Source organism: Streptomyces sp. NPDC049687 (assembly GCF_044465285.1).
Lineage (GTDB): Bacteria > Actinomycetota > Actinomycetes > Streptomycetales > Streptomycetaceae > Streptomyces.
On sequence record NZ_JBITLN010000014.1, the window covers coordinates 197460 to 224324 of the forward strand.

23 protein-coding genes, 1 tRNA gene and 1 pseudogene are annotated in these 26865 nt (G+C 69.7%); 18 read left to right on the plus strand and 7 right to left on the minus strand.

The annotated features are described in order from the left end of the window. Nucleotides 1-13 precede the first annotated feature (13 nt). The 7 genes from ACIBVL_RS34770 to ACIBVL_RS34800 all read left to right on the plus strand — a co-directional run bounded on the left by ACIBVL_RS34770 (nucleotide 14) and on the right by ACIBVL_RS34800 (nucleotide 8030). On the plus strand, nucleotides 14-1063 hold the full coding sequence (locus ACIBVL_RS34770; RefSeq protein ID WP_399103676.1) for an ABC transporter substrate-binding protein: 1050 nt from the start codon (nucleotides 14-16) through the stop codon (nucleotides 1061-1063). A 47-nt stretch (nucleotides 1064-1110) separates the two neighbouring features. Next, nucleotides 1111-1920, plus strand: a complete 810-nt coding sequence (locus ACIBVL_RS34775; RefSeq protein WP_399103678.1) for a siderophore-interacting protein — start codon at nucleotides 1111-1113, stop codon at nucleotides 1918-1920. A gap of 136 nt (nucleotides 1921-2056) precedes the next feature. Continuing rightward, complete coding sequence (gene desA, locus ACIBVL_RS34780) at nucleotides 2057-3499, plus strand: lysine decarboxylase DesA (protein WP_399103680.1); 1443 nt, start codon at nucleotides 2057-2059, stop codon at nucleotides 3497-3499. After that, the gene (locus ACIBVL_RS34785; protein ID WP_399103682.1) at nucleotides 3483-4769 is read left to right on the plus strand and encodes a lysine N(6)-hydroxylase/L-ornithine N(5)-oxygenase family protein; all 1287 of its coding nucleotides are present in this window, start codon (nucleotides 3483-3485) and stop codon (nucleotides 4767-4769) included. The genes desA and ACIBVL_RS34785 overlap by 17 nt, the downstream gene beginning before the upstream one ends. Further along, a complete protein-coding gene (locus ACIBVL_RS34790) occupies nucleotides 4766-5296 on the plus strand; it encodes a GNAT family N-acetyltransferase (protein ID WP_399103684.1) in 531 nt (176 codons plus the stop codon). Before ACIBVL_RS34785 ends, ACIBVL_RS34790 begins: the two co-directional genes overlap by 4 nt. Continuing rightward, nucleotides 5293-7062, plus strand: coding sequence for an IucA/IucC family protein (locus ACIBVL_RS34795; RefSeq protein WP_399103686.1), 1770 nt, complete (start codon nucleotides 5293-5295; stop codon nucleotides 7060-7062). The genes ACIBVL_RS34790 and ACIBVL_RS34795 overlap by 4 nt, the downstream gene beginning before the upstream one ends. Nucleotides 7063-7142: 80 nt before the next feature. After that, on the plus strand, nucleotides 7143-8030 hold the full coding sequence (locus ACIBVL_RS34800) for a DUF4429 domain-containing protein (RefSeq protein ID WP_399103688.1): 888 nt from the start codon (nucleotides 7143-7145) through the stop codon (nucleotides 8028-8030). A 69-nt stretch (nucleotides 8031-8099) separates the two neighbouring features. On the opposite strand, the gene ACIBVL_RS34805 is transcribed toward ACIBVL_RS34800, so the two are convergent. Then, a complete protein-coding gene (locus tag ACIBVL_RS34805; protein ID WP_399103690.1) occupies nucleotides 8100-9662 on the minus strand; it encodes a fibronectin type III domain-containing protein in 1563 nt (520 codons plus the stop codon). Nucleotides 9663-9848: 186 nt separating this feature from the next. Between ACIBVL_RS34805 and ACIBVL_RS34810 the strand changes: the two genes are divergently transcribed. Together ACIBVL_RS34810 and glmS are read left to right on the plus strand one after the other, a co-directional pair. Continuing rightward, entirely contained in the window at nucleotides 9849-10106 is a 258-nt protein-coding gene (locus ACIBVL_RS34810) for a hypothetical protein (protein WP_399103735.1), read from the plus strand. Between the two features lie 34 nt (nucleotides 10107-10140). Further along, complete coding sequence (gene glmS, locus ACIBVL_RS34815) at nucleotides 10141-11958, plus strand: glutamine--fructose-6-phosphate transaminase (isomerizing) (RefSeq protein ID WP_399103692.1); 1818 nt, start codon at nucleotides 10141-10143, stop codon at nucleotides 11956-11958. A 233-nt stretch (nucleotides 11959-12191) separates the two neighbouring features. On the opposite strand, the gene ACIBVL_RS34820 is transcribed toward glmS, so the two are convergent. Together ACIBVL_RS34820 and ACIBVL_RS34825 are read right to left on the minus strand one after the other, a co-directional pair. Further along, entirely contained in the window at nucleotides 12192-12755 is a 564-nt protein-coding gene (locus ACIBVL_RS34820; RefSeq protein ID WP_399103694.1) for a GPR1/FUN34/YaaH family transporter, read from the minus strand. Between the two features lie 157 nt (nucleotides 12756-12912). Next, nucleotides 12913-13440 carry a universal stress protein gene (locus tag ACIBVL_RS34825; RefSeq protein ID WP_399103696.1) on the minus strand — a complete coding sequence of 176 codons (528 nt, stop codon included), beginning with the start codon at nucleotides 13438-13440 and terminating at the stop codon, nucleotides 12913-12915. Nucleotides 13441-13805: 365 nt separating this feature from the next. On the opposite strand from ACIBVL_RS34825, the gene ACIBVL_RS34830 reads away from it, so the two are divergent. The 5 genes from ACIBVL_RS34830 (at nucleotide 13806) to ACIBVL_RS34850 (ending at nucleotide 17278) form a co-directional block, all read left to right on the plus strand. Next, nucleotides 13806-14138 carry a hypothetical protein gene (locus tag ACIBVL_RS34830; RefSeq protein ID WP_399103698.1) on the plus strand — a complete coding sequence of 111 codons (333 nt, stop codon included), beginning with the start codon at nucleotides 13806-13808 and terminating at the stop codon, nucleotides 14136-14138. Nucleotides 14139-14515: 377 nt separating this feature from the next. Continuing rightward, nucleotides 14516-15760 (plus strand): helix-turn-helix domain-containing protein, encoded by a 1245-nt coding sequence (locus ACIBVL_RS34835; protein ID WP_399103700.1) that lies wholly within the window; start codon nucleotides 14516-14518, stop codon nucleotides 15758-15760. Between the two features lie 164 nt (nucleotides 15761-15924). Beyond that, nucleotides 15925-16527, plus strand: coding sequence for an oligoribonuclease (gene orn / locus ACIBVL_RS34840; protein WP_399103702.1), 603 nt, complete (start codon nucleotides 15925-15927; stop codon nucleotides 16525-16527). Nucleotides 16528-16635: 108 nt separating this feature from the next. Then, nucleotides 16636-16708, plus strand: a tRNA-His gene (locus ACIBVL_RS34845). Nucleotides 16709-16753: 45 nt separating this feature from the next. After that, nucleotides 16754-17278 (plus strand): GNAT family N-acetyltransferase, encoded by a 525-nt coding sequence (locus ACIBVL_RS34850; protein ID WP_399103704.1) that lies wholly within the window; start codon nucleotides 16754-16756, stop codon nucleotides 17276-17278. 27 nt (nucleotides 17279-17305) lie between these two features. Here the strand turns inward: ACIBVL_RS34850 and ACIBVL_RS34855 are convergent, their stop codons facing one another. Continuing rightward, on the minus strand, nucleotides 17306-18361 hold the full coding sequence (locus tag ACIBVL_RS34855; protein WP_399103706.1) for a LacI family DNA-binding transcriptional regulator: 1056 nt from the start codon (nucleotides 18359-18361) through the stop codon (nucleotides 17306-17308). Between the two features lie 348 nt (nucleotides 18362-18709). On the opposite strand from ACIBVL_RS34855, the gene ACIBVL_RS34860 reads away from it, so the two are divergent. The 4 genes from ACIBVL_RS34860 (at nucleotide 18710) to ACIBVL_RS34875 (ending at nucleotide 23541) form a co-directional block, all read left to right on the plus strand. Next, nucleotides 18710-20035, plus strand: a complete 1326-nt coding sequence (locus ACIBVL_RS34860; protein ID WP_399103708.1) for an ABC transporter substrate-binding protein — start codon at nucleotides 18710-18712, stop codon at nucleotides 20033-20035. A 5-nt stretch (nucleotides 20036-20040) separates the two neighbouring features. Continuing rightward, nucleotides 20041-21051, plus strand: a complete 1011-nt coding sequence (locus ACIBVL_RS34865) for a carbohydrate ABC transporter permease (RefSeq protein ID WP_399103737.1) — start codon at nucleotides 20041-20043, stop codon at nucleotides 21049-21051. 11 nt (nucleotides 21052-21062) lie between these two features. Beyond that, nucleotides 21063-21971: a carbohydrate ABC transporter permease gene (locus ACIBVL_RS34870; RefSeq protein ID WP_399103710.1), complete on the plus strand. Its 909-nt coding sequence runs from the start codon at nucleotides 21063-21065 to the stop codon at nucleotides 21969-21971. A 130-nt stretch (nucleotides 21972-22101) separates the two neighbouring features. Then, the gene (locus ACIBVL_RS34875) at nucleotides 22102-23541 is read left to right on the plus strand and encodes a GH1 family beta-glucosidase (RefSeq protein WP_399103712.1); all 1440 of its coding nucleotides are present in this window, start codon (nucleotides 22102-22104) and stop codon (nucleotides 23539-23541) included. A gap of 140 nt (nucleotides 23542-23681) precedes the next feature. Here ACIBVL_RS34875 and ACIBVL_RS34880 read toward each other — a convergent pair whose 3' ends face one another. The 3 genes and pseudogenes from ACIBVL_RS34880 to ACIBVL_RS34890 all read right to left on the minus strand — a co-directional run. Then, complete coding sequence (locus ACIBVL_RS34880; protein ID WP_399103714.1) at nucleotides 23682-25691, minus strand: beta-galactosidase; 2010 nt, start codon at nucleotides 25689-25691, stop codon at nucleotides 23682-23684. Continuing rightward, nucleotides 25691-26005: pseudogene (locus ACIBVL_RS34885) on the minus strand (hypothetical protein); the annotation flags it as partial. The pseudogene ACIBVL_RS34885 and the gene ACIBVL_RS34880, both read right to left, overlap by 1 nt. A 140-nt stretch (nucleotides 26006-26145) precedes the next feature. After that, a partial coding sequence (locus tag ACIBVL_RS34890) for a carbohydrate ABC transporter permease (protein ID WP_399103716.1) occupies nucleotides 26146-26865 on the minus strand: 720 nt, incomplete at its 5' end.

The window sequence follows — 26865 nt, forward strand, 5'->3', positions numbered from 1 at the left end:
AGCAGCCACTCTCATGCCCAACGCCAGCGCCAACCACCTCACCCGCCGCGGCATCCTGGCCGCCGGTGGCGCCCTCGGCCTCGGTGCCGTGCTCGCGGCCTGCGGGGACGACGACGCGAAAAGCAGTGGCTCGGCATCGTCGGCGAGCGCCTCCGCCAAGTCCGGTCCCTGGACCTTCAAGGACGACCGCGACACCACGGTCGAGCTCGACAAAATCCCCGCGAACATCGTCGCCTTCACCGGTGTCGGCGCCGCCCTCTACGACTACGGCGTCCAGGTCAAGGGTGTCTTCGGCCCGACCAAGACCACCGACGGCAAGGCCGACGTCCAGGCCGGCGACATGGACATATCCAAGGTCGAGATCCTGGGCAACGTGTGGGACGAGTTCAACGTCGAGAAGTATGCGGCCCTCGCGCCCGACGTCCTCATCTCCACGATGTTCGACGACGCCGGCACCCTCTGGTACGTCCCCGAGGCGTCCAAGGACAAGATCGCCAAGCTCGCCCCGAGCGTCGGCATCTCCGTCTACGACCGTCAGCTGACCGCTCCGCTGGAACGCATGTGGGAGCTCGCCGAATCCCTCGGCGCGGACATGGGCGCGGCCAAGGTCACCGACGCGAAGAAGCGGTTCGAGGCCGCCGCGACGCGGCTGCGCGCCGCGGCGAAGGCCAAGCCCGACATCAAGGTCATGGCCGGGTCCGCGAGCGCCGAGCTGTTCTACGTCTCCGGCACCAACCTCTCCATCGACCTTGAGTACTTCAAGGCCCTCGGCGTGAACTTCGTCGAGCCTCCGGAGAGTGCGAAGAAGGAGGGTGGCGGCTGGTACGAGTCGCTGAGCTGGGAGAACGTCGACAAGTACGCGGCGGACATCATCATGATGGACGACCGGTCCTCGGCGCTGCAGCCCGCCGCGATCACCGAGGCGACCTGGAAGAAGCTTCCCGCCGTGAAGGCCGGTCAGATCATCGCCCGCTCGCCGGAGCCGATCCTGTCGTACGACAAGTGCGTGCCGCTGCTCGAGAGCCTCGCCGAGGCCCTCGAGAAGGCGAAGAAGGTCGCCTGACCGGCCCTGGGCCAGTAGCCGTCCCCCACGTCTCCAGGAGCACCCCCATGACCACGGCCGTCGCCGCCCCGTTCCGTTTCTTCTCCCTCCAGGTCACGCGGACGAGACGGCTCGGTGCGTCCGTGGTCCGGGTGACCTTCGCCGGGGACGACCTGCGGCACTTCTTCTCCGACGGGCGCGACCAGTCCCTCTCCCTCTTCCTCCCGCACCCCGGGCAGGACGCGCCCGCCGTGCCCGTCGAGCTCGGTGACGGGTGGTGGCAGGGATGGCGGGAACTGCCCGATGACGTACGGGCGGTGATGCGGTCGTACACGCTCCGGGCGCTGCGGCGCGATCCGGACGAGATCGACATCGACTTCGTGCTGCACACCCCTGCCGGGCCCGCCTCCAGTTGGGCCTCGCGCGCGTGCGCCGGCGACCGGGTGGTGCTGCTCGGGCCGGCCGTCGCGGACAACCGGGCGATCCGCTTCCGGCCGCCCGCGGACTGCGATCTGATGCTGCTGTGGGGGGACGAGACGGCCCTTCCGGCGATCTCGTCGATCCTGGAGTCGCTCCCGGCCGGGCAGCGTGTCCGGGTGTGGCTGGAGGCGCGCGATCCGGGCACCGCGCAGGATCTGATCACCCTGGCGGACGCCGAGGTCACCTGGCTGGGCGCCGGGTCCTCGCTCGACGCGCTCCGTGCCGCCCAACTCCCGCCCGCCGTGCGGCCGTACGTCTGGATCGCCGGTGAGTCGGGGTCCGTGAAGGCGCTGCGCCGGCACTTCGTGCAGGAGCGCGGGATCGACCGGCGCCGGGTCACCTTCGTCGGGTACTGGCGCCAGGGTCTGAGCGAGGAGCAGTTGCGCGAGCAGGAGTGACCGACGTGATCACGGTCACGGCAGGGGCGGAGTTTCAGCCGGGTTAATTAGGTTAGGCTTACCTAAGTTGAACCCGAGGCTCCGCCCCTGAGTCCGTCCCGCAGCGGACCCGTCCCCACCCCCGGAGGGCCCCCACATGCGCTCGCACCTGCTCAATGACACGACCGCGGAGCAGTACCGCCGCTCCGTGACCGAAGGAGTCGAGCGGGTGGCCGCCAAACTCGCCGCCACCGACCGTCCGTTCACCGGCGTCACGGTCGACGCCCTCGCACCCCGTATCGAGGGGATCGACCTCGACCAGCCCCTGTACGACACCGCCGCGGTGCTCGACGAGCTGGAGGAGGTCTACCTCCGCGACGCCATCTACTTCCACCACCCCCGCTACCTCGCCCACCTCAACTGCCCGGTCGTCATCCCCGCCGTGCTGGGCGAGGCGGTCCTCTCCGCCGTCAACTCCTCCCTCGACACCTGGGACCAGTCGGCCGGTGGCACGCTCATCGAGCGGAAACTGATCGACTGGACGGCCGAGCGCATCGGCCTCGGACCGGCCGCCGACGGCATCTTCACCTCCGGCGGCTCGCAGTCCAACCTCCAGGCGCTGCTGCTGGCCCGGGAGGAGGCCAAGGCCGACGACCTCGGCAAACTCCGCATCTTCGCCTCCGAGGTCAGCCACTTCAGCGTGAAGAAGTCCGCGAAACTGCTCGGCCTGGGCCAGGACGCCGTGGTCTCCATCCCCGTCGACCACGACAAGCGCATGCAGACCGTCGCCCTCGCCCACGAACTGGAGCGCTGCGAGCAGGACGGCCTCGTCCCCATGGCCGTCGTCGCCACCGCCGGCACCACCGACTTCGGCTCGATCGACCCGCTGCCCGAGATCGCCGAGCTCTGCGACCAGTACGACACCTGGATGCACGTCGACGCGGCCTACGGCTGCGGTCTGCTCGCCTCCCTGAAGTACCGGGACCGCATCGACGGCATCGAGCGCGCCGACTCCGTCACCGTCGACTACCACAAGTCCTTCTTCCAGCCGGTGAGTTCCTCCGCCGTGCTGGTCCGGGACGCGGCCACGCTGCGCCACGCCACCTACCACGCCGAGTACCTGAACCCGCGCCGGATGGTGCAGGAACGTATCCCCAACCAGGTGGACAAGTCCCTGCAGACCACCCGCCGCTTCGACGCGCTCAAGCTGTGGATGACCCTGCGGGTGATGGGCGCCGACGGCATCGGGCAGCTCTTCGACGAGGTCTGCGACCTGGCGGTGGAGGCCTGGAACCTGCTCGCCGCCGACCCGCGCTTCGACGTCGTCGTGCAGCCGTCCCTGTCCACCCTGGTCTTCCGCCACATCCCCGCCGCCGTCACCGACCCCGCCGAGATCGACCGCGCCAACCTGTACGCCCGCAAGGCCCTGTTCGCCTCCGGCGACGCGGTGGTCGCGGGCACCAAGGTGGGCGGCCGCCACTACCTGAAGTTCACCCTGCTCAACCCCGAGACCACCGCGGCCGACATCGCCGCCGTCCTCGACCTGATCGCCGGCCACGCCGAGCAGTACCTGGGAGAGTCCCTTGACCGCGCTTCCTGAAACCACGGAAAAGACCTACGACTTCGTGGGGATCGGGCTCGGCCCCTTCAACCTCGGCCTCGCCTGCCTCACCGAGCCGATCGACGCACTCGACGGCGTCTTCCTCGAGTCCAAGCCCGACTTCGAGTGGCACGCCGGCATGTTCCTCGACGGCGCCCACCTCCAGACCCCGTTCATGTCGGACCTGGTGACGCTGGCCGACCCGACCTCGCCGTACTCCTTCCTCAACTACCTGAAGGAGAAGGGCCGGCTCTACTCCTTCTACATCCGCGAGAACTTCTACCCGCTCCGGGTCGAGTACGACGACTACTGCCGGTGGGCCGCAGGCAAGCTGAGCAGCGTGCGCTTCTCGACGACGGTCGCGCAGGTGACGTACGAGGACGAGCTGTACGTCGTGACGACCACGGCCGGAGATGTGTACCGCGCCCGCCGTCTGGTCCTCGGCACGGGAACGGTCCCGTTCGTCCCCGAGCCCTGCCGCGGGCTGGACGGCGACCTCTTCCACAACGCGCAGTACATGCGCCGCAAGGCGGAACTCCAGGCGAAGAAGTCCATCACCATCGTCGGCAGCGGCCAGAGCGCGGCCGAGATCTACTACGAGCTGCTCTCCGAGATCGACGTCCACGGCTACCGGCTCAACTGGGTCACCCGCTCCCCGCGGTTCTTCCCGCTGGAGTACACCAAGCTGACCCTGGAGATGACGTCCCCGGACTACATCGACTACTTCCGCGCGCTGCCGGAGGAGACCCGCTACCGGCTGGAGAAGCAGCAGAAGGGCCTGTTCAAGGGCATCAACTCGGACCTCATCGACTCGATCTTCGACCTTCTCTACCAGAAGGACGTCGAGTACGGCGACCGGCCCGTCCCCACCCGGCTGCTCACCAACTCCACGCTGCACAGCGCACGGTACGAGAACGGCACGTACACCCTCGGCCTCCGCCAGGACGAGCAGGGCAAGGACTACGAGATCGCCACCGAGGGCCTGGTGCTGGCCACCGGCTACCACTACGAGCCGCCGGCCTTCCTGGAGCCGGTCCGCGACCGTCTCCGCTTCGACGACCACGGTCGTTTCGACGTCACCCGCAACTACGCCATCGACACCACGGGCCGGGGCGTGTTCCTGCAGAACGCCGCCGTGCACACGCACAGCATCACGTCCCCCGACCTCGGCATGGGCGCCTACCGCAACAGCTGCATCATCCGTGAGCTGCTCGGCAGCGAGTACTACCCGGTCGAGAAGACCATCGCGTTCCAGGAGTTCGGCATATGACCTTCACCTTCCGCCCGCTCGACCCCCTGAAGGACGCCGAGCTTCTGCACTCCTGGGTCACCCACCCCAAGGCGGCCTTCTGGATGATGCAGGACGCCAAGCTGGAGGACGTCGAGCGGGCCTACCTGGAGATCGCCGCCGACGAGCACCATCACGCGCTGCTCGGGCTGCTCGACGGCGTCCCCGCCTTCCTGATGGAGAGGTACGACCCCGCCCACCGCGAGCTGGTCGGCCTCTACGAGCCGCAGCCGGGCGACGTCGGCATGCACTTCCTCACGCCCCCGACCGACACGCCCGTGCACGGCTTCACCCGGTCCGTCATCACCGCCGTGATGGCACACCTCTTCGAGGACCCGTCCGTGCGACGCGTCGTCGTCGAGCCGGACGTGTCCAACAAGGCCGTCCACGCCCTGAACGAAGCCGTCGGATTCGTGCCCGAACGGGAGATCCAGAAGCCGGAGAAGAAGGCCCTGCTGAGCTTCTGCACCCGGGAGCGGTTCCTCGCCGCGACGGGGGTGGCCGCATGAGCCTCGCCGACGCCGTCGCCCACCTCTCCCCCGAGCGCTGGGAGAAGGCCAACCGTCTGCTGGTCCGCAAAGCCCTCGCGGAGTTCGCCCACGAACGGCTGATCATGCCCGAGGAGCAGGGCGGGCGGTACGTCGTCCGCAGCGACGACGGGCTCACGTACTACCGTTTCACCGCCGTACGCCGCGCCCTGGACCACTGGCAGGTGGACGCCGACTCCATCAGCCGTACCCGCGACGGGGCCGAACTGCCGGTCGCCGCGCTGGACTTCTTCATCGAGCTCAAGCAGGCGCTGGGGCTGAGCGACGAGATCCTGCCGGTCTACCTGGAGGAGATCTCCTCCACCCTCTCCGGCACCTGCTACAAGCTCACCAAACCGCAGATCACCTCCGCCGAGCTGGTCAGAAGCGGCTTCCAGGCCATCGAGACCGGCATGACCGAGGGCCACCCCTGCTTCGTCGCCAACAACGGGCGGCTCGGCTTCGGCGTCCACGAGTACCTGTCGTACGCCCCGGAGACGGCGAGCCCGGTCCGGCTGGTGTGGCTGGCCGCGCACCGGTCGCGCGCCGCGTTCACGGCGGGTGTCGGGATCGAGTACGAGACGTTCGTACGGCAGGAATTGGGCGAGGAGACGGTCGAGCGGTTCGACGGGATCCTGCGCGAGCAGCACCTCGACCCCGCCGACTACCTCCTCATCCCCGTCCACCCCTGGCAGTGGTGGAACAAGCTCACCGTCACCTTCGCCGCCGAGGTCGCGCGCAAGAACCTCGTCTGCCTGGGCGAGGGCGACGACGAGTACCTGGCCCAGCAGTCCATCCGGACCTTCTTCAACCGGTCGCACCCCGAGAAGCACTATGTGAAGACGGCTCTGTCCGTCCTCAACATGGGCTTCATGCGCGGCCTCTCGGCGGCGTACATGGAGGCGACCCCGGCGATCAACGACTGGCTCGCCCAGCTGATCGACAACGATCCGGTGCTCAAGTCGGCCGGTCTGTCGATCATCCGGGAGCGGGCGGCCGTGGGCTACCGGCACCTGGAGTACGAGGCGGCGACGGACCGCTACTCGCCGTACCGCAAGATGCTGGCCGCGCTGTGGCGGGAGAGCCCGGTGCCGATGCTCCAGGACGGGGAGTCGCTCGCGACGATGGCGTCCCTGGTGCACGTCGACCACGAGGGGAGGTCGGTCGCCGGCGCGCTCGTCGAGCAGTCGGGGCTGGCGCCGGCCGAGTGGCTGCGCGCCTACCTCCAGGCGTACTACACGCCCCTGCTCCACAGCTTCTACGCCTACGACCTGGTCTTCATGCCGCACGGCGAGAACACGATCCTGGTGCTGAAGGACGGGGTCGTGCAGCGGGCGATCTACAAGGACATCGCCGAGGAGATCGCGGTGATGGACCCGGACGCGGTACTGCCGCCGGAGGTGCGGCGGATCCGCGTCGAGGTGCCCGAGGACAAGAAGCTGCTGTCCATCTTCACGGACGTCTTCGACTGCTTCTTCCGCTTCCTCGCGGCCGAACTGGCCACCGAGGGGATCCTGACGGAGGACGACTTCTGGCGCACGGTCGCCGAGGTCACCCGTGCCTACCAGGAGGCCAACCCCGAACTGGCCGACAAGTTCCGCCAGTACGACATGTTCGCCCCCGAGTTCGCCCTGTCCTGCCTCAACCGGCTCCAGCTGCGCGACAACAGGCAGATGGTCGACCTGGCGGACCCGTCGGGCGCCCTCCAGCTGATCGGCACCCTGAAAAATCCCGTCACAGGGTTCTGATCAAGACGGACGGGCGCCCCGAGTACGGTCCTCGGGGCGCCCGTCGTGTCTTTGCGCAGACCTCTTGGAACAATCATCACATGGCGGAAATCCTCCAGAAGGACGGCACTTGGGTCTTCGACGGTGACGCGCTGCGGCTGACGCCGGGGCGGGACAAGGGCGTCGGACTGCTGCGAAAGGAACTGGGTGAACTGGTCCTCCCCCTGGGGGCGTTGGCGGGGATCTCGTTCGAACAGGGGAAGCGGACCGGGCGGCTGAGGCTGCGGCTGCGGGACGGCGCCGACCCCTTGCTGCACGCCACCGGCGGCCGGCTGACCGAGCCGCACGACCCCTACCAGCTGATCGTCGAATCCGACCGGTACGGCGTCGCCGAGTACTTCGTGGACGAGGTGCGGCACGCGCTCCTGCTCGACGAGGTGCCGGCCGGTCCCGTGGACGCGTATCTGCTGCCCGGCCCCTCGGTGCCGCTGTCCTGCTCGGCCGGGGACGGCACCGCGAGCTTCGACGGCGACCACGTGCGCCTGGAGTGGAACTGGAAGACGGAGGACGCGAAGGCCTCCGCCGGCACCCGCACGATCCGCGTCGAGGACATCACCGGCGTCGAGTGGCAGCCGGCCGTCGGCCTGGAGAACGGCCACCTGCGGTTCCGGGTGCGCCACGCGCCCACGAAGGCCCCGCCGAAGTACGACCCCAACGCCGTGGAGCTGTGGGGGTTCAAGAAGGACCCGCTGATGGCGCTGGTCGCGGCGGCGGTGCAGGCCCGGCTGCCGCATCCGGCCACCGGCCCGCAGGACGCCCTACGGCCCGCCCTGCGGCCGTCCGGGCCCGAACCGGACGGCCCGAGTCCCGGCGGCGACCACGACGCGCTTCTGCGCCGGCTGCGCGAGCTCGGCGAGCTGCACCGGGAGGGTGTCCTGACGGACGACGAGTTCACGATGGCCAAACAGGCGGTCCTCAAGCGTCTGTGACGCCGGTGAGGACCGCCCGCCGGCGGGTGGTGCGCCCCGCCCTCCGGGCGCACTTCGGGGCGGCTCGGCCTACTTGGCCTTGCGGGCCACCGTGAAGTGGTCGATCCGGTCACCGGTCTCGGCGATGCCCTGGACCGTCAGGGTCGTGTAGTGGCCCTTCGGCGCGGGGGTGACGTCCACGCGCAGGAACGAGTAGTTCAGGTAGCGGACACGGGACCAGGTGACGGTCTCGTCGACCTTGCCGTCCTTGGTGTTGATGAAGGAGGCCACGGAGTCGACCTCGTGCTCGTGACCCTCGTAGGAGTCCGGGGCGCTGAAGGCGTACAGGCTGCGGCCCGCCGCGCCCGCCGTCACGTACACCACGCCCTCGGTCTCGGGGTAGGCGGTGCCGCCGATCGGGAGCTTCTTGGTGACCGTGTCGCCCTTGATGACGTCCGTGCGCTCGTACTGGTGGTTGTGGCCGTTGATGACGAGGTCCACCTGGTACTTGTCGAACAGCGGCACCCACTCCTGGCGCACGCCCCCTTCCGAGGCGTGCGCGGTGGAGGTGCAGTACGCGCAGTGGTGGAAGAACACGACGACGAAGTCGATGTCCTTCGAGGCCCGGAACTTCCTCAGTTGCGCCTCGAACCACGTCGTCTGGGTGCCGCCGGAGATGCCGAGGTTGGCCGGGATCTCGAAGGAGACGTCGTTGGGGTCCAGTGAGATGACCGCCGTGTTGCCGTAGACGAAGGAGTAGACGCCCGGGAGGTTCTTCTTGTCCGGGCCGTTGTCCGGAAGGTTCCAGCGGGCCTCCTCGCCGCCGTAGCCGTTGGGCGAGTACCAGGCCTCCATGTCGTGGTTGCCGTAGGACACCATCCACGGGACCGACTTGGCGACGGACTCGGTCTGGGCGAGGAACTGGTCCCAGGTGCGCGAGTCGAAGCCCGTGTCGGAGGTCTTGCCCTGGCCGGCCGGGTCGCCGTAGGCGATGTCGCCGGCGTGCAGGTGGAAGGCCGGGTTCTGGCCGAGGATCAGGCTGTCGTTGGCCAGCGCGTGGTAGCTGACGCCCTGGTCGCCGAAGGCGGTGAAGGTGAAGGGCGCCTTGTGGGCGGGGGCCGTGGTGAAGGTGCCCAGGGTGCCCAGCAGGTGCGGCTCGGCCGGGTCGAAGCCCTGGTGGCCGACGCCGTAGTAGTAGGTCCTGCCGGGGCGCAGCTGGGTGAGCTCGGCGTGCAGGTAGTACTGGCTGTGGTCGCCGCTGGCGCCGACCCCGGCGGGGGTGTGAAGGGTGCGCACCTCGGCCTCGATCTTGCGGGAGAGGTCCCAGGGGTGCGCGCCGATCCGGATGAACGGCTTCTTCACGGCGACCGGGACCTGCCAGGAGACGGTGACCTCCGTCCGCGGGTCGTTGCCCCAGGCGAGGTGACGGCCGAAGGGGGCGACGAGGGAGCCGTCGACGGTCTCGGTGTGGGTGAGGGGCTGCGTCGGTACGGCGGCCCGGGCCGTGGCCCCGGTCACGAACGCGCCACCCGTGACGGCGCCCAGCGTGACGGCACCGCCGCGGATCATCGTGCGGCGGGAGAATCTTGCGCGCAGGTACTCGTGCTGCTCGGCCATGCTCATGCGCTCGGCGAGCTGCTCGGGTACGCCCATGCGAGGAGTGTCCATGACGTCTGAAACTCGTCGCCCCGGACGACGGACCGCAAGACGCCACATGGACGGTGCGCGAACAGGCGCTCATAACACATTCAAGGTTCCGCCAAGACCCCTTAACAGGGTCCTGCCCGAAATCGGGCAGGTTTCTTGCGAAACCCGCTCGCGTACCTCAGGATCTACCGGGTGCACGACGAACTTGTTGATCATCTGATGCGGTCCACGCCCCTCCAGCGGGGCGAGGCACTGCGGGTGATCCAGGACGTCCTCGCCTACTTCGACGAGACGACCGAGGACTACGTCCGTCGCCGCCACCGTGAACTCCAGGCCCAAGGCCTGGTGAACACGGAGATCTTCGAACGGATCGGGGCGGATCTGAAATACCGGGCGGTGGCGCCGCCGGAGCTGTCGGTCAGGCAGTTGCGGCGCATCGTCTACGGGTGAGTCCACCCACTCCAGGACTGAGGGATACCTATACATGTGCGGAATCGTCGGATACATCGGGAAGCGTGACGTGGCTCCCCTGCTGCTGGAAGGCCTGCAGCGCCTGGAGTACCGGGGCTACGACTCCGCGGGCATAGTCGTCACCTCCCCGAAGACCGCCGGCCTGAAGATGGTCAAGGCCAAGGGCCGGGTACGCGACCTGGAGACCAAGGTCCCGGCGCGCTTCAAGGGCACCACCGGTATCGCGCACACCCGCTGGGCCACCCACGGCGCCCCCTCCGACGTGAACGCCCACCCGCACATGTCGGCCGACAACAAGGTCGCCGTCGTCCACAACGGCATCATCGACAACGCCTCCGACCTGCGCCGCAAGCTGGAGGCGGACGGCGTCGAGTTCCTCTCCGAGACCGACACCGAGGTCCTCACCCACCTCATCGCCCGTTCCCAGGCGGAGACCCTGGAGGAGAAGGTCCGCCAGGCCCTCCGCGTGGTCGAGGGCACGTACGGCATCGCCGTCATGCACGCCGACTTCTCGGACCGTATCGTCGTCGCCCGCAACGGCTCCCCGGTCGTCCTCGGCATCGGCGAGAAGGAGATGTTCGTCGCCTCGGACATCGCCGCGCTGGTCGCCCACACCCGCCAGATAGTCACGCTGGACGACGGCGAGATGGCGACCCTCAAGGCGGACGACTTCCGGACGTACACGACGGAGGGCACCCGCACCACGGCCGAGCCGACCACGGTGGAGTGGGAGGCCGCGTCCTACGACATGGGCGGCCACGACACCTACATGCACAAGGAGATCCACGAGCAGGCCGACGCCGTGGACCGCGTGCTGCGCGGCCGCATCGACGACCGCTTCTCCACCGTGCACCTCGGCGGCCTCAACCTGGACGCCCGCGAGGCACGCAAGATCCGTCGCGTGAAGATCCTCGGCTGCGGCACCTCGTACCACGCGGGCATGATCGGCGCCCAGATGATCGAGGAGCTGGCCCGTATCCCCGCCGACGCCGAACCCGCCTCCGAGTTCCGCTACCGCAACGCCGTCGTCGACCCCGACACCCTCTACATCGCCGTCTCCCAGTCCGGTGAGACGTACGACGTCCTCGCCGCCGTCCAGGAGCTGAAGCGCAAGGGCGCACGGGTGCTGGGCGTGGTGAACGTGGTCGGCTCGGCGATCGCCCGTGAGGCGGACGGCGGCGTCTATGTGCACGCCGGCCCCGAGGTCTGCGTCGTCTCGACGAAGTGCTTCACCAACACCACGGTCGCCTTCGCCCTGCTCGCCCTCCACCTCGGCCGCACCCGCGACCTCTCGGTGCGCGACGGCAAGCGGATCATCGAGGGGCTGCGCAAGCTGCCCGGCCAGATCGCGGAGATCCTCTCCTACGAGGAGGAGATCAAGAAGCTGGCCGACGAGTTCGCCGAGGCCCGCTCGATGCTCTTCATCGGACGCGTCCGGGGCTACCCGGTGGCGCGCGAGGCCTCCCTGAAGCTCAAGGAGGTCTCCTACATCCACGCCGAGGCCTACCCGGCCTCCGAGCTGAAGCACGGCCCGCTGGCCCTCATCGAGCCCGCCCTCCCTACGGTCGCGATCGTCCCGAACGACGACCTCCTCGAGAAGAACCGCGCGGCCCTGGAGGAGATCAAGGCCCGCAGCGGCCGGATCCTCGCCGTGGCCCACGAGTGCCAGGAGAAGGCCGACCAGACCATCGTCGTCCCGAAGAACGAGGACGAACTGGACCCGATCCTGATGGGCATCCCGCTCCAGTTCCTCGCGTACTACACGGCGAAGGCCCTCGGCCGGGACATCGACAAGCCGCGCAACCTGGCGAAGTCGGTCACCGTCGAGTAGGGACTCGCTCCCGCGGAACCGAGCCCCGCGCGGCTCGGTTCCGCGGGGGTCGGTTCCGCGGGGTGAAGAGCCAGGTGCCGTGCGTGGGCGATGACCTGATCACAGGCCCGGTGCCACAGGTGGACGAGGCTGAATTCCAGGCGGGGCACAGGGAACGGACCCCACGTGACGCCACCTGTCACGGGGGTCCGTCCAGATCGCCGGGGAAGCCCGCCCCGGCGCCGGCCGCCCTTTCAGCCGGTGGCCGTCACACCCCGGCCGGCAGCCCGTCGTGGCAGCGCCGTGGGCCAGTGGGCCATCGCCGCGGTCGCCGCGTACCACGCCACAGCGCCCGCGGCGACCGCGAACCAGCCGCCGACCTTGGTGAGCGAGTCACTGTCGGCGAAGCGCGCGACCGCCGTCAGCACGAGCGCGACCAGGAACAACCCGTAGGTCCCACGGGAGAGTTGGTCCCCGCCCGCCGCGGTCAGGGAGAGCGCCACGAGGGCGAAGAGGAGCAGGAAGAGCCCGGCGGCGTTGTCGGAGACCTGGTCACCGGCCGAGACGGCCCAGGTGAACCAGAAGGCGCCGAGGACGGTGAAGGCCGTACCGCCGGCCCCGTCGCGGTCCCGGAGGGCCAGCAGGCCGACGACGAACAGTGCGACGCCGCCGACGTACTGGGCGATGGTCACGGCGTCCGCCGCCGTCACGCCGTCGATCAGATCGGTGTACCCGAGTCCGAACGCCAACAGGGTGATGCCCAGGGCGAGTCGGCCGGCGATCGTGGTGATGCTTCCCGCAGAGACGTCATTGTCCACGGCGGGCTCCCTTCATGCGGTTGTGCGCGGTGACCGATATATGCCCTTCACAAGGGCACAAACACCTCTACGGCGAGGTGGATTCATGCGGCGCACAAAGGAGTTGGGAGGCCTGAGAGCCAGGAGCCCCGGTGGGACGACAGAGCCGGAGATCGCTCTACGGGATCACGATGACGGGCCGCTTCGCCCGCTTCGCGAGCCGCCCCGCGACCGATCCGAAGATCCGCCCCACGATGCCGTGCGTCGAGCCGACGACGATCGCGTCGGCCTCGTACTCCCGCCCCACCTCTTCGAGTTCGTGGCAGATGTCACCGCCGCGCTCGACGAGAATCCAGGGCACTTCCGCGAGATAGTCCGCGCAGGCGAGTTCGAGACCGAGGACCTCGGTGCGGTGGTCCGGTACGTCGACGAAGACCGGCGGCTCGCAGCCCGCCCACACGGTCGTGGGCAGCCGGTTGGCGACGTGGACGATGATCAGGCCCGAGCGGGAGCGGTGGGCCATCCCGATGGCGTACGCGAGGGCTCGTTCACTGGAGGTGGAGCCGTCGAAACCGACGACCACGCCATGCTTGAAGGCGGGATCGCAGGTGGGGCGTGCCTCTTCCGCCGCCTGGGGCTCGGCCGCCGTGGGGTCGGCGACGGGCCGCTTGCGGTCCGCGGGTTCGAAGAATTCGTGACCGGCCATGGCTGTCTCGGCGTATCGATCCTTTATGGGTGGGACGCAGGTGAGCGGCGGAGCGTGTGTCCGGGAATCATCTTCCCAACCCCATACCCCCAAGGGTACGGCGGCACGCATCCGATGCCCAGATCCCGCACACGTCCGTGGGGGTTCCAGGGAGCATGCACGACGGCCCGCCCGTAACGCAATGGTTGCTGCCCGGTACAGGCGGTTTGCACAGGGTTCACTCGCCCCCGGGCCTACCGTGTGAGTGACCGACGGCCCCTTCGGGCGTTGATCCTCGTGTACGACCGTCCCGCGCACCGCCGTCCTCGTCCGCCGCCGCCCCGACCACCGTCCTCGTGCACCGCCGCCCCAGGGAGGAGCCCGCCATGCCGCCCTCGTCCCGCACGCCCTCCCCCACCCGCCCCGGCGACGAGCGCACGACCGACCTGATCCGCTGGGCGGCCTTCTCCTGCGTGCTCGTCCCGGTGGTCCTCCTCCTGTACGGCACCTCCCTGGCCGGCGCCGGCGGCACCGCTCTCGGCCTCGCCGCCGTCACGGCCGTCTGCCGGCTGCTGCTGCGCCAGTCCGAGCGGGGCGCGGCCCAGCCGCCCGCCGGGGAACACACGCCGCCCGCGCACCACCGGGGGCGCCATCAGCGCACCGGAACGGGGTCACACCGTGGCGGTCGTCACTCCGGGGGAAACTCACCGGCCGGTTGACCGGTTTTCATGCACCGGGGCGTTGGTTTTCAGCCAACTTCCGCCCCCTGTGCATCTCTTGCCGTAACCACCCCCCACCCCCCGCGCCACCTGCGCGGACAAGCCCTCGGGAGCCCCGCGCACCCTATGGGGATTGGCCACTACGACGAGGCGCACTTCCCTGCACGCCCCACGAGTGCAACGCTTCGTGATCGAATGCTTCACGCCAAGTTGCCAAGTCGACATTCTGCCGGGTGCTGAACTGGCCACTCCGGCATCACGCGACACAGTAGATTCGATCTTGACTGTCTACGGCGGGGGACTCGTGCAGGACCGAGGGGAAACGTGCAGGAGCGACACAACCGAGGAGCCGCGACCACCGAGGGGGGCTTAGCAGGATGAGCCACGACTCCACTGCCGCGCCGGAAGCCGCGGCCCGGAAACTCTCCGGGCGACGCCGCAAGGAGATCGTCGCGGTGCTGCTGTTCAGCGGCGGCCCCATCTTCGAGAGTTCCATTCCGCTGTCGGTGTTCGGGATTGACCGCCAGGACGCCGGCGTGCCGCGCTACCGCCTGCTGGTGTGCGGCGGCGAAGAGGGCCCGCTGCGGACCACAGGGGGCCTGGAACTCACCGCGCCGCATGGCCTGGAAGCGATCTCGCGGGCGGGCACGGTCGTCGTGCCGGCCTGGCGTTCGATCACTTCTCCGCCACCGGAGGAGGCGCTCGACGCGCTGCGCCGGGCGCACGAAGAGGGTGCCCGCATCGTGGGCCTGTGCACCGGCGCGTTCGTGCTGGCTGCGGCGGGCCTGCTGGACGGCCGCCCCGCCACCACGCACTGGATGTACGCGCCGACGCTGGCCAAGCGCTACCCGTCCGTGCACGTGGATCCACGAGAACTCTTCGTGGACGACGGCGACGTCCTGACGTCGGCGGGCACGGCGGCCGGAATCGATCTCTGTCTCCACATCGTGCGGACGGACCACGGCAACGAGGCGGCCGGCGCGCTGGCCCGACGCCTCGTCGTCCCGCCGCGCCGGTCGGGTGGCCAGGAGCGCTACCTCGACAGGTCTTTACCAGAGGAGATCGGCGCCGACCCGCTCGCCGAGGTCGTCGCCTGGGCACTGGAACACCTCCACGAGCAGTTCGACGTGGAGACGCTGGCGGCACGCGCCTACATGAGCCGCCGCACCTTCGACCGCCGGTTCCGGTCGCTGACGGGAAGCGCACCGCTCCAGTGGCTGATCACGCAGCGCGTGCTCCAGGCCCAGCGCCTCCTGGAGACGTCGGACTACTCGGTGGACGAGGTCGCGGGCCGCTGCGGCTTCCGCTCACCGGTGGCGCTGCGCGGCCACTTCCGCCGCCAGTTGGGCTCGTCCCCGGCGGCGTACCGGGCGGCGTACCGGGCGCGCAGGCCGCAGGGCGAGCGTCCCCTGGAGGCCGAACCGTCGTCGCCACCACCGGCGCCGGCGGGCCCCCCTCCGGCACTGCATCCGGACGGCCCGGGCTCGGTCCCTCCGCAGGTCAGGCGCACGGCGGCAGCAGCGGCCGCGATGGGCTCCCCGACCGGACACCCGGCGGAACACGCCCGCGAGGCGTACGCGACCTCGCGCGCGAGCCTGCCGGGGCAGCGAAGCGGAATGTGAGGCGCTGACCTCTTGAACGCCGGACGGGCATCCCTGCCCGTCCGGCGTTCCGCGTACGTGCCGTGTCCTCGAACGCCCTGGGCGCGGAACGCGGCGACCTTCCCCGGGGCGTCCACCCCGACGCGGGGCACCCCAAAAGCGGACGTCAGCTTTAGGGTGGTCGCATGAACGATCGCATGGTGTGGATCGACTGCGAGATGACCGGCCTCTCGCTGTCCGACGACGCGCTCATCGAGGTTGCCGCCCTCGTCACCGACTCCGAGCTGAACATCCTCGGCGAGGGGGTGGACATCGTCATCCGGCCGCCGGCGAAGGCACTGGAGACGATGCCGGAGGTGGTGCGCCAGATGCACACCACGTCCGGTCTGCTCGACGAGCTGGCCGGCGGCACGACCCTCGCCGAGGCCGAGGAGCAGGTGCTGGCGTACGTACGGGAGCACGTGAGGGAACCCGGCAAGGCACCCCTGTGCGGCAACTCCGTCGGCACCGACCGCGGTTTCCTGGGGCGTGACATGCCGGCGCTCGAGAACTACCTGCACTACCGCATCGTCGACGTCTCCTCCATCAAGGAGCTGGCCCGGCGCTGGTACCCGCGGGCGTACTTCAACAGCCCCGAGAAGAACGGCAACCACCGCGCCCTCGCCGACATCCGCGAGTCCATCGCGGAACTGCGCTACTACCGCGAGGCCGTCTTCGTGCCGCAGCCGGGGCCGGACTCCGACACCGCCAAGACGATCGCCGCGAAGCACGTCCTGCCCGCCCGGTAACCCGCCCCGGCGCCCCGCCGGAGAAATGCGTGCACGAGCACCCCTTCGGACCCTGTACACTTTTTCTCGGCCGGTCGGAGAACGACACAAAGTGAACCGCCGGTCGTGGTGGGTGTAGCTCAGCTGGTAGAGCACCTGGTTGTGGTCCAGGATGCCGCGGGTTCGAGTCCCGTCACTCACCCTGAGTCATCAGCCGGTGACTTCCCGAAAGGGAGGTCACCGGCTGATGCGTTTCCGGGGAACGCCCTATACGGAGGCCGCCATCCACCCGCAGCTGATCACCACCGCCCGGCTCACCCTGCTGCCCCTACGGGTCGAGCACGCGGCGGACATGGCCGCGGTCCTGGACGACCCCGCCCTGCACACCTTCATCGGCGGCACCCCCAGCACCCCCGCCGCCCTGCGGACCCGCTACGAACGCCTCGTCGCCGGCTCCCCCGACCCGGCCGTCTCCTGGCTCAACTGGGTTCTCCGGGAGGGATCGCGGCTCGTGGGCACCGTCCAGGCCACGGTGACCGGCGAGGAGCAGGCAGAGATCGCCTGGGTGGTCGGCACGGCGTACCAGCGCCGCGGCCTCGCCTCCGAGGCGGCCCAGGGGCTGGTGACCTGGCTGCTGGAGCAGGGCGTCCGCACGATCGTCGCCCACGTCCACCCCGGCCACTCGGCCTCGGCCGCGGTGGCCCGGGCGGCCGGACTGGCGCCCACGGAGGAAACCCAGGACGGCGAGGTGCGCTGGCGGCTCGACGCGTAGGGGGCCGCGGGCAACCGCTCCCCCGCCCTACGAGGAAGCCCGCTCCACCAGATCCGTGGCCAGCACCACCTGCCGCGGCTCCAACCCCCGTGACACCGCCGGACGGCGATCCGCGATCTCCGTGAGGAGGAGGTCGAGCATCCGCCGCCCCATCTCCTCGATCGGCTGGCGCACGCTCGTCAGCGGCGGGTCCATGTGGCGGGCGATGGCCGAGTCGTCGTAGCCGACCAGGGCCACGTCCTGCGGGATGCGGCGGCCCGCCTCGCGCAGGGCCTGGCGGGCGCCGGCCGCCATGACGTCGGAGCCGGCGAAGACCGCGTCGAGGGAGGGGGTACGGGCCAGCAGCGCCGTCATCGCGCGATGGCCGCCCTCCTCGGTGAAGTCGCCGGGCTCGATAAGACCCTCGTCCACCTCGTACCCGGCGTCGCGCAAGGCGTCGCGGTAGCCGTCGACGCGGCGCTGGGCGCCGTAGACGTCGAGGCGGCCCGTGATGTGGGCGATGCGGGTGCGACCGCCGGCGAGGAGGTGCTCGACCGCCGAGCGGCCCCCGCCGTAGTTGTCGGAGTCCACCGAGGGAAGCGTCTCCGCGGCGGACCGCGGACCGCTGATCACCGCCGGGATCTCCAGCTGTGAGAGCAGATCGGGCAGGGGGTCGTCGGCGTGGACGGACACCAGCAGGACGCCGTCCACCCGGTGTGCCGCCAGGTACTGCGCGAGGCGTTGGCGTTCCCGATCGCTACCCGCGAAGATCAGCAGCAACTGCATCTCGGTGTCGGCGAGTTCGGCGCCCACACCGCGCAGCATGTCCGAGAAGTACGGTTCGGCGAAGAAGCGGGTCTCCGGCTCGGGGACGACGAGCGCGATCGCGTCCGTACGGTTGGCCGCCAGGGCGCGGGCCGCCGTGTTGGGGACGTAGCCGAGCTCGGCGACCGCCGCCTCCACCGCCGCGCGGGTCGCGTCGCTGACCCTCGGGGAACCGTTGATCACTCGGGAGACCGTGCCGCGGCCCACTCCGGCGCGTGCGGCCACCTCCTCGAGGGTGGGCCGACCGCCACTCCGCCCCCGCGCTCCGTGGCTTGCCATGGGCTCCGCCTTCCCGCCGTCGTCATCACGCTGGCCTGGAATCTAACAGTCCCGGCCGTTCGGCCAACCCGGAGCCCAACGGTCTGTTCTGCCCCGAAATAGACCAAACGTGCACCACTCTCCGGGGTTAGCTAACAGCCGGATAACTGAACGCATCTCTCCGTGTCCCCACCCTTGACACCCCCGCCCGAACCGACGACTCTTCAACACATCACCTGTGGGAGCGCTCCCACGGTACCTGACACATACACATCCCGCACGTTCCCCGCCCGAGCCGCAGCGAGAAACAACGGGCCCAACAATGCAGTTGGCCGGGGGGTCGGCACGTCAGGGCAACAGGAGGACGCAATGCGAGCACGTACCGGAACCTCCCGTCGGGTGGTGGTCCTGGCGACCGTCGCGACACTCGGCGCCGGGCTGCTGGCCGGCTGTGCCGACGACGGCGGCGACGCATCCGACGATTCGTCGTCCGGCAGCGGCAAGGGCAAGACCACGATCACGCTCGGCCTTTTCGGCACCTTCGGCTTCAAGGAGGCCGGCCTCTACGCCGAGTACGAGAAGCTCCACCCGAACATCAAGATCGAGGAGAACGTCACCGAGCGGAACGAGAACTACTACCCGGCGCTCGTCAACCACCTCACCACCAACAGCGGCCTGATGGACGTCCAGGCCATCGAAGTGGGCAACATCGCCGAGGTCGTGGCCACGCAGGCGGACAAGTTCGTGGACGTGTCCAAGATCTCGGGTGTGGACAAGAGCAAGTGGCTGGCCTGGAAGTGGGCGCAGGCCACCGCCAAGGACGGTCAGACGATCGGGCTCGGCACCGACGTCGGCCCGATGGCCATCTGCTACCGCAAGGACCTCTACGAGGCGGCCGGTCTGCCTACCGACCGCGCGGAGGTCGCCAAGCTGTGGACGGGCGACTGGAACAAGTTCGTCGAGGCCGGCGAGCAGTACAAGAAGAAGGCCAAGGCCGGCACCTTCTTCATGGACTCCCCCGGCGGTCTGCTCAACGCGATCCTGGGCAGTGAGAAGGAGAAGTTCTACGACTCCTCCGGCAACATCATTTACAAGTCGAACCCGGCGGTGAAGACCGCCTTCGACCTGGCGGCGAAGGCCGCCGAAGAGGGGCTCGTGCAGTCCCAGACCCAGTTCCAGCCGACCTGGGAGCAGACGATCGCGAACAGCAAGTTCGCCACCATCGCCTGCCCGCCGTGGATGCTCGGCACCATCAAGGGCAAGGCGAAGCCGGAGGACGCCGGCAAGTGGGACGTGGCCACCGCGCCCAAGTCCGCCAACTGGGGCGGCTCCTTCCTGGCCGTGCCCAAGAGCGGCAAGCACGTGAAGGAGGCCGAGGCGCTCATCACCTGGCTGACCGCGCCCGAGCAGCAGACGAAGCTGTTCAAGGTGCAGGGCAACTTCCCGAGCGCGCCGAGCACGTACACCTCCCCCGAGGTGACCGGCGCCAAGAACGAGATGACCGGTGACTCCCCGATCGGCACGATCTTCGCCGAGGCCGCCAAGACCGCCCCGGTGCAGGTGATCGGCCCGAAGGACCAGATCATCCAGCAGGGTCTGAGCGACAACGGCGTCTTCCTCGTGACGAAGGGCAAGTCGGCGAAGGAGGCCTGGGAGACGGCCACCAAGACCATCGACAACAACCTGGACAAGTGACCCGTATGGCCACCCGCCACGACATCGCCGCGCCCCCCGTGAAGGAGGGGGGCGCGGCCCCGGGCCGCCCGCCCGCGAAAGCCACGGAGGCGGAGACGCGGCGCCGGGCCCGGCTCTCGCGCCGCTGGCAGCGGGACATCCGCTGGAGCCCGTACGCCTTCGTCTCGCCGTTCTTCCTGCTGTTCCTCGCCTTCGGTCTGTTCCCGCTGATCTACACGGGCTGGGCCTCGCTGCACCAGGTGGAGATGACCGCCCCCACCGACATGACGTGGGTGGGCCTGCGCAACTACACCCGGATCTTCGACGACGAGTTCTTCTGGAACGCGGCGAAGAACACCCTGACCATCGGCATCATCTCGACGGTCCCGCAGTTGCTGATGGCGATGGGCCTCGCGCACATCCTCAACTACCGGCTCCGTGCCTCGACCTTCTACCGGGTCGCGATGCTCGCGCCGTACGCGACCTCGATCGCCGCCGCTTCCCTGGTCTTCGTGCTGCTCTTCGGCCGTGACTACGGCATGATCAACTGGGCGTTGCACTTCGTCGGGATCGACGCGATCGACTGGCAGAACGACAAGTGGCCGTCCCAGATCGCGGTCTCCACGATCATCATCTGGCGCTGGACCGGCTACAACGCGCTGATCTATCTGGCCGCGATGCAGGCGATCCCGCAGGATCTGTACGAGTCGGCGGCGCTGGACGGCGCGAACCGCTGGCAGCAGTTCTTCCATGTGACGCTGCCGTCGCTGCGGCCGACGATCCTGTTCACGGTCGTCGTCTCCACGATCGGCGCCAGCCAGGTCTTCGGCGAGCCGCTCCTGTTCGACGCGAACAAGGGCGCGTCGGGCGGCGCTGAACACCAGTTCCAGACGCTCGGCCTGTATCTGTACGAGCAGGGCTGGGTGAACCAGCACCTGGGACGTGCCTCGGCGATCGCCTGGACGATGTTCCTGATCCTGATCGTCGTGGGCATCGTCAACTACGTCATCTCGCGCCGGCTGCGCGCCAGTAGTTAGGAGTACCGGCCGTGACGACGACCCTGACCAAGAGCGAGCCGGAGGACGCCGTACCGGCGGACCGCCGGGTGCGCCGGCCCAAGTCCGCCCGGGCGGGCGGCCAACTGCACGGCGGCCCGATCGCGTACGCCGTCCTGATCCTGTTCACGATCGGCTCGCTGTTCCCGCTGGTGTGGACGGCGATCGCCGCCTCCCGCGACAACAACCGACTGGCGCAGACGCCCCCGCCGCTCTGGTTCGGCTCGGGCCTCTTCAAGAAGCTGGACCTCGCCTGGAGCGACGCCAACCTCGGCAAGGCCTTCCTCAACACGACGATCGTCGCGGGGACGTCGGCGGCGACGATCGTCGTCCTCTCCACGATCGCCGGTTTCGCCTTCGCCAAGCTGCGGTTCCGGGGCAAGGGCGCGCTGATGCTGATCGTGATCGGCACGATGATGGTGCCGCCGCAGCTGAGCATCATCCCGCTGTACATGATGGTCGCCAAGCTGGAGTGGACCGATCAGCTCCAGGCGGTGATCCTGCCGTCGCTGGTGAGCGCCTTCGGTGTGTTCTTCATGCGGCAGTACCTGATCCAGGCGCTGCCCGACGAGATCATCGAGGCGGCCCGGGTGGACGGCGCGAGCAGTTGGCGTGTGGTGTGGCACGTGGTGTTCCCCGCGGCACGCCCCGCGATGGCGGTGCTCGGCATGCTGACGTTCGTCCAGACGTGGAACGACTTCCTCTGGCCCTTCCTGGTGCTGAGCCAGACCGGCAACCCGACCGTGCAGGTCGCGATCGCGGGCCTCGGCCGCGGGTACACCCCCGACCAGTCCCTGATCATGGCGGGTGCGCTGCTGGGCACGCTGCCGCTGCTGGTGGTCTTCGCGATCTTCGGCAAGCAGATCGTGGGCGGCATCATGCAGGGCGCGGTGAAGGGCTGATGCCCCCCGCCCCGTGACCTCCGGGGGGGCCGGGTCACCGCCGCCCCGGCCCCTTCCGCCCCCCACTTCATCCCCCCAACCTCGTCGGTCGGTCTCGACGACCTCGACGACCATCCATGGGAGCGCTTCCATGTCCGAGTCCGCAGAGCCGGTGACCCCGGTGACCTTTCCTCCCACCTTCCTGTGGGGCGCCGCGACCTCCGCGTACCAGATCGAGGGGGCGGTGCGGGAGGACGGCCGCACCCCCTCGATCTGGGACACCTTCAGCCATACCCCGGGCAAGACCGCCGGCGGCGAGCACGGTGACATCGCTGTCGACCACTACCATCGCTACCGTGACGACGTCGCGCTGATGGCGGAGCTGGGCCTGTCGGCGTACCGCTTCTCCATCTCCTGGTCCCGGGTCCAGCCGACCGGCCGCGGCCCGGCGGTCCAGGTCGGCCTGGACTTCTACCGCCGGCTGGTCGACGAGCTGCTGGCGAACGGCATCAAGCCCGCGATCACCCTCTACCACTGGGACCTCCCCCAGGAGCTGGAGGACGCGGGCGGCTGGCCGGAGCGGGACACGGCGTACCGGTTCGCCGAGTACGCGCAGATCGTCGGGGAGGCGCTCGGCGACCGCGTGGAGAACTGGATCACCCTGAACGAGCCGTGGTGCAGCGCCTTCCTGGGCTACGCGTCCGGCGTGCACGCGCCCGGCCGTACCGACCCGGTGGCCTCCCTCCGGGCCGCGCACCACCTGAACCTCGCCCACGGCCTGGGCACGTCGGCGCTCCGCTCCACCATGCCGGCCCGCAACACGGTGGCGATCAGCCTCAACTCCTCGGTGGTGCGGCCCCTTTCGCCGGGCGACCCGGCGGACCTGGCGGCGGTCCAGAAGATCGACGACCTGGCCAACGGCGTCTTCCACGGCCCGATCCTGCGGGGCGCGTACCCGGAGACCCTGCTGGCGGCGACAAAGTCGCTGACGGACTGGTCGTACGTCCACGACGGCGACCTGAGCACCATCAACCAGCCGCTGGACGCGCTCGGCCTGAACTACTACACCCCCACGCTGGTCTCGGCGGCGGACGCGCAGGTCAAGGGGCCACGCACGGACGGCCATGGCGCGAGCGACCACTCCCCCTGGCCGGCCGCGGACGACGTCGCCTTCCACCAGACCCCCGGCGACCGCACGGAGATGGGCTGGACGATCGACCCGACGGGCCTGCACGAGCTGATCATGCGCTACACGCGCGAGGCCCCGGGCCTGCCGATCTACGTGACGGAGAACGGCGCGGCGTACGACGACAAGCCCGACCCCGACGGCCGCGTCCACGACCCGGAACGCGTCGCGTACCTGCACGGCCACCTGTCGGCGGTCCGCCGCGCGATCGCGGACGGCGCGGACGTGAGGGGCTACTACCTCTGGTCCCTCCTCGACAACTTCGAGTGGGCGTACGGCTACGAGAAGCGCTTCGGGGCGGTGTACGTGGACTACGCGACGCTCGCCCGCACACCGAAGTCGAGCGCCCACTGGTACGGAGAGGCGGCCCGCACCGGCACGCTGCCCTCGCCCGAGACCGCCTGACCCGGGGAAAGGGGAGGGGCGCGGCACGCTGTGGGGGCGTGCCGCGCCCCGGCGTTTCTCAAGGGCCTGCTCAGGGAGTCCGGCGTGAGCCCCCGGCGGACGGGCGTTTCCCGCGGGATGTCACCTCGCGGCCCGAGGAGTCACCCGGAACCCGGTTCCCGCACCACCACGACCTCCCCGGGCGGCACCCGCACCGACCCACCGTCCACCGGCTTCCCGGAGAGGAGTTCCACGCCGTCGGCCGCGACCGGGACCTCCGCGCCCCGGCCCGTGTGGTCGATGAGGAAGAGGTAGTCGGCGTCGGCGCCCCGGCGCACCACGGCCTCGATGCCGCGGGGGATTCCGGCGCGCACCGGTGCGACCCCGGCCTCGCGGCCCGCGCGGGCCAGCAGGGCGGCCAGGGTGTCCGGGTCGGGCAGGGTCGCCACGTACCAGGCGGTGCCCGTGCCGTAGCCGTGGCGGGTGATCGCCGGAACTCCGGTCAACGGGCCCTCCGTGTACGAGGACACCGCCTGCGCGCCGGCCAGGCGTACCCGCTCCGACCACAGGGAGCCGCTGCCCCCGCCGTCGAGGCCGGCCCTCTCCCCCGGCAGCAGCGGGAAGAGCTCGTCGGTCCTCACTCCGAGCGCCTCCCGGAAGGCGCCCGGGTAACCTCCCAGCCGGACGTGGCAGTTCGCGTCCACCGCCCCGCTGTGGAAGCCCACCACCAGCGTGCCGCCGTGCTCGGCGAAGGCGGTCAGGTTCGTGGCTCCCCGGTCGTCGACCAGGTACAGGCTCGGGGCGAGGACCATGCGGTACGCCGACAGGTCCGCGTCCGGTCGTACGAAGTCCACGGCGACGCCCGCCCGCCACAGCGGCTCGTACCAGGAGCGGACCAGCTCCAGCTGGCGGACCTGCTCGCTGGGCTGCGAGGGCAGTTCCAGCGCCCACTTCGCGTCCCAGTCCCAGACGATCGCCGTCTCGGCGGTGCCCGTGCTGCCGCGCACCTCGGCCAGTGCCTTCAGGTCCGCGCCCAGCGCCACCACGTCCCGCCAGATCACGCTGTCCGTGCCCGCGTGCGGCAGCATCGCCGAGTGCCACTGCTCGGCGCCCGCCTTGGCCGCCCGCCACTGGAAATAGGCGATGCCGTCGGCGCCGTGGGCGACCTGGGCGAGCGCGTTGCGCCGCAGCTCACCCGGCCCCTTGGCACGGTTGACGGGCTGCCAGTTCACCGCGCCCGTCGAGTGCTCCATCAGCAGCCAGGGGCCGCCCGCGAGAGAGCGTACGAGGTCACCGCTCATCGCGATGTCCATCTCCGACTCGGGGTCGGTCGAGCGGAGGTAGTGGTCGTTCGAGACGATGTCCAGTTCCGGCGCCCAGCGCCAGTAGTCCAGCGCGTCGAAGTTGTACATCACCATGAAGTTGGTCGTGGCGGGGATGGTGGGAGCGGCCTCGGCCAGTACCTCCCGCTCGGCCTTGCACAGCGACAGCAGCTCGTCGCTGCAGAAGCGGCGCCAGTCCAGCTGGTGGGTGGGGTTGGGGACGGCGCCGGTGGCGCGGGGCGGGATGATCTCGTCCCAGTCGTAGTACCACTGGCTCCAGAAGGTGGTGCCCCAGGCCTCGTTCAGCGCCGGCAGATCCCCGTACTTGGCCCGCAGCCACCCCCGGAAGGCCTCCGCGCTGGTGTCGCAGTAGCACTCCGCGTTGTGGCAGCCGTACTCGTTGTGGACGTGCCACATGACGACGGCCGGGTGGTCGGCGTACCGCTCGCCGAGCACGCGGGCGACCCGAAGGGCGGCCTCGCGGTAGGCGGGGCTCGAGGGGCAGAACGTCTGACGGCTGCCGTACGACAGTCCCCGCCCGTCCCGGTCCACCGGCAGCGCCTCGGGGTGGGCCTTGAAGAACCAGGCCGGCGGCGCCGCCGTAGGGGTGGCCAGGTCCGCGGCGATGCCGTGGGTGTACAGCATGTCGAGGATGCGGTCGAGGCGCGAGAAGTCGTACGCGCCCTCGGCGGGCTCCAGCAGCGCCCAGGAGAAGATGTTGACGCTGACCATGTTCACCCCGGCCTCGGCCATGAGGCGCACGTCCTCGGCCCAGACCTCCTCGGGCCACTGCTCGGGGTTGTAGTCACCGCCGTACGCGATACCGGGGACCTTCAGAACGCGTTCCATCACTCGCCTCCCGACAGCAGACGGCGTGTGGTGTCCACGCCCCACGGATCCAGGGACGGGAGACGGTCGCTGGAGGCCATCAGGCCGCCCGTCGCCTCCACGTGTGCCGCCCACCGCTCCCGGGTCTCCACCGCCGGGCGGGCCGTCGGACAGTCGGGGTCGTTGGTCCAGAGCCGGCCGTGCTGCCACTGGCGGGCGGCCCCGGTGAACTCGGCCGGGTCCTGGCCGGGCCGGCTGTAGTCGCCGACCCCGGGGCGGTAGCAGACGGTGGCCCGGTTGGCGTTCGTCGGGCGGTGCGGACGCGCGTCGAGGGAGTATGCGCCGCTCGGGCTCCAGGACTGCCAGCCCTCCTCGTGGACGCGGGCACGCCGCGGGTCCACGGGGACGGAGGCCACCGGGGTGAAGGGGTGGTGCACGAGGGTCTCTTTCGGGGGGAGCTTGTGCGCGGGGGCCGTCAGCCCTTGTTGGCGCCCAGGGTGAGGCCGCTGACGAACTGGCGCTGGAGCGTGAAGTACACGATCAGGGTGGGGATCGCGGTGAGCAGGGCGCCGGCGGCGACCAGGTTGGGGTCGGTGAAGTACTGGCCGGAGAGGTTGTTCAGGGCGGAGGTGATCGGCATGTTCTCGCCGGTGGAGATCAGCACGATCGCCCAGAAGAAGTCGTTGTAGATCCAGATGGAGAGCAGGGTGGCCAGGGCGGCCATCGCGGGCTTGCACAGGGGCAGCACGATCTGCCAGTACAGGCGCCAGACGGAGGCGCCGTCGACGAGGGCGGCCTCGGTCAGCTCGTGCGGCAGGGAGCGCATGTAGTTGCTCAGCACGAAGGCGCAGAAGCCGGACTGGAAGGCGACGTGGATGAGGACCAGGCCGAGCGCGGAGTCGTAGAGCTTGCCGCTCATGGTGATGCCGGGCAGGTCGATGAGCAGGTACATGCGGTACAGCGGGGTGATGATCACCTGCTGCGGGAGGAGGTTGCCCGCGGTGAAGACCAGGAGCAGGAAGAGGTTGACCCGGAAGTCGAAGCGGCTGACGTAGAACGCCACGCACGACGACAGGAACAGCGTCACCAGCACCGCCGGGACCGCGATGAGCAGCGTGTTCCCGAAGTAGTGCAGCATGTCCGACTGCTCGAACGCGTTGGTGAAGTTGTCGAAGCCCAGCTTGTCCGGCCAGGA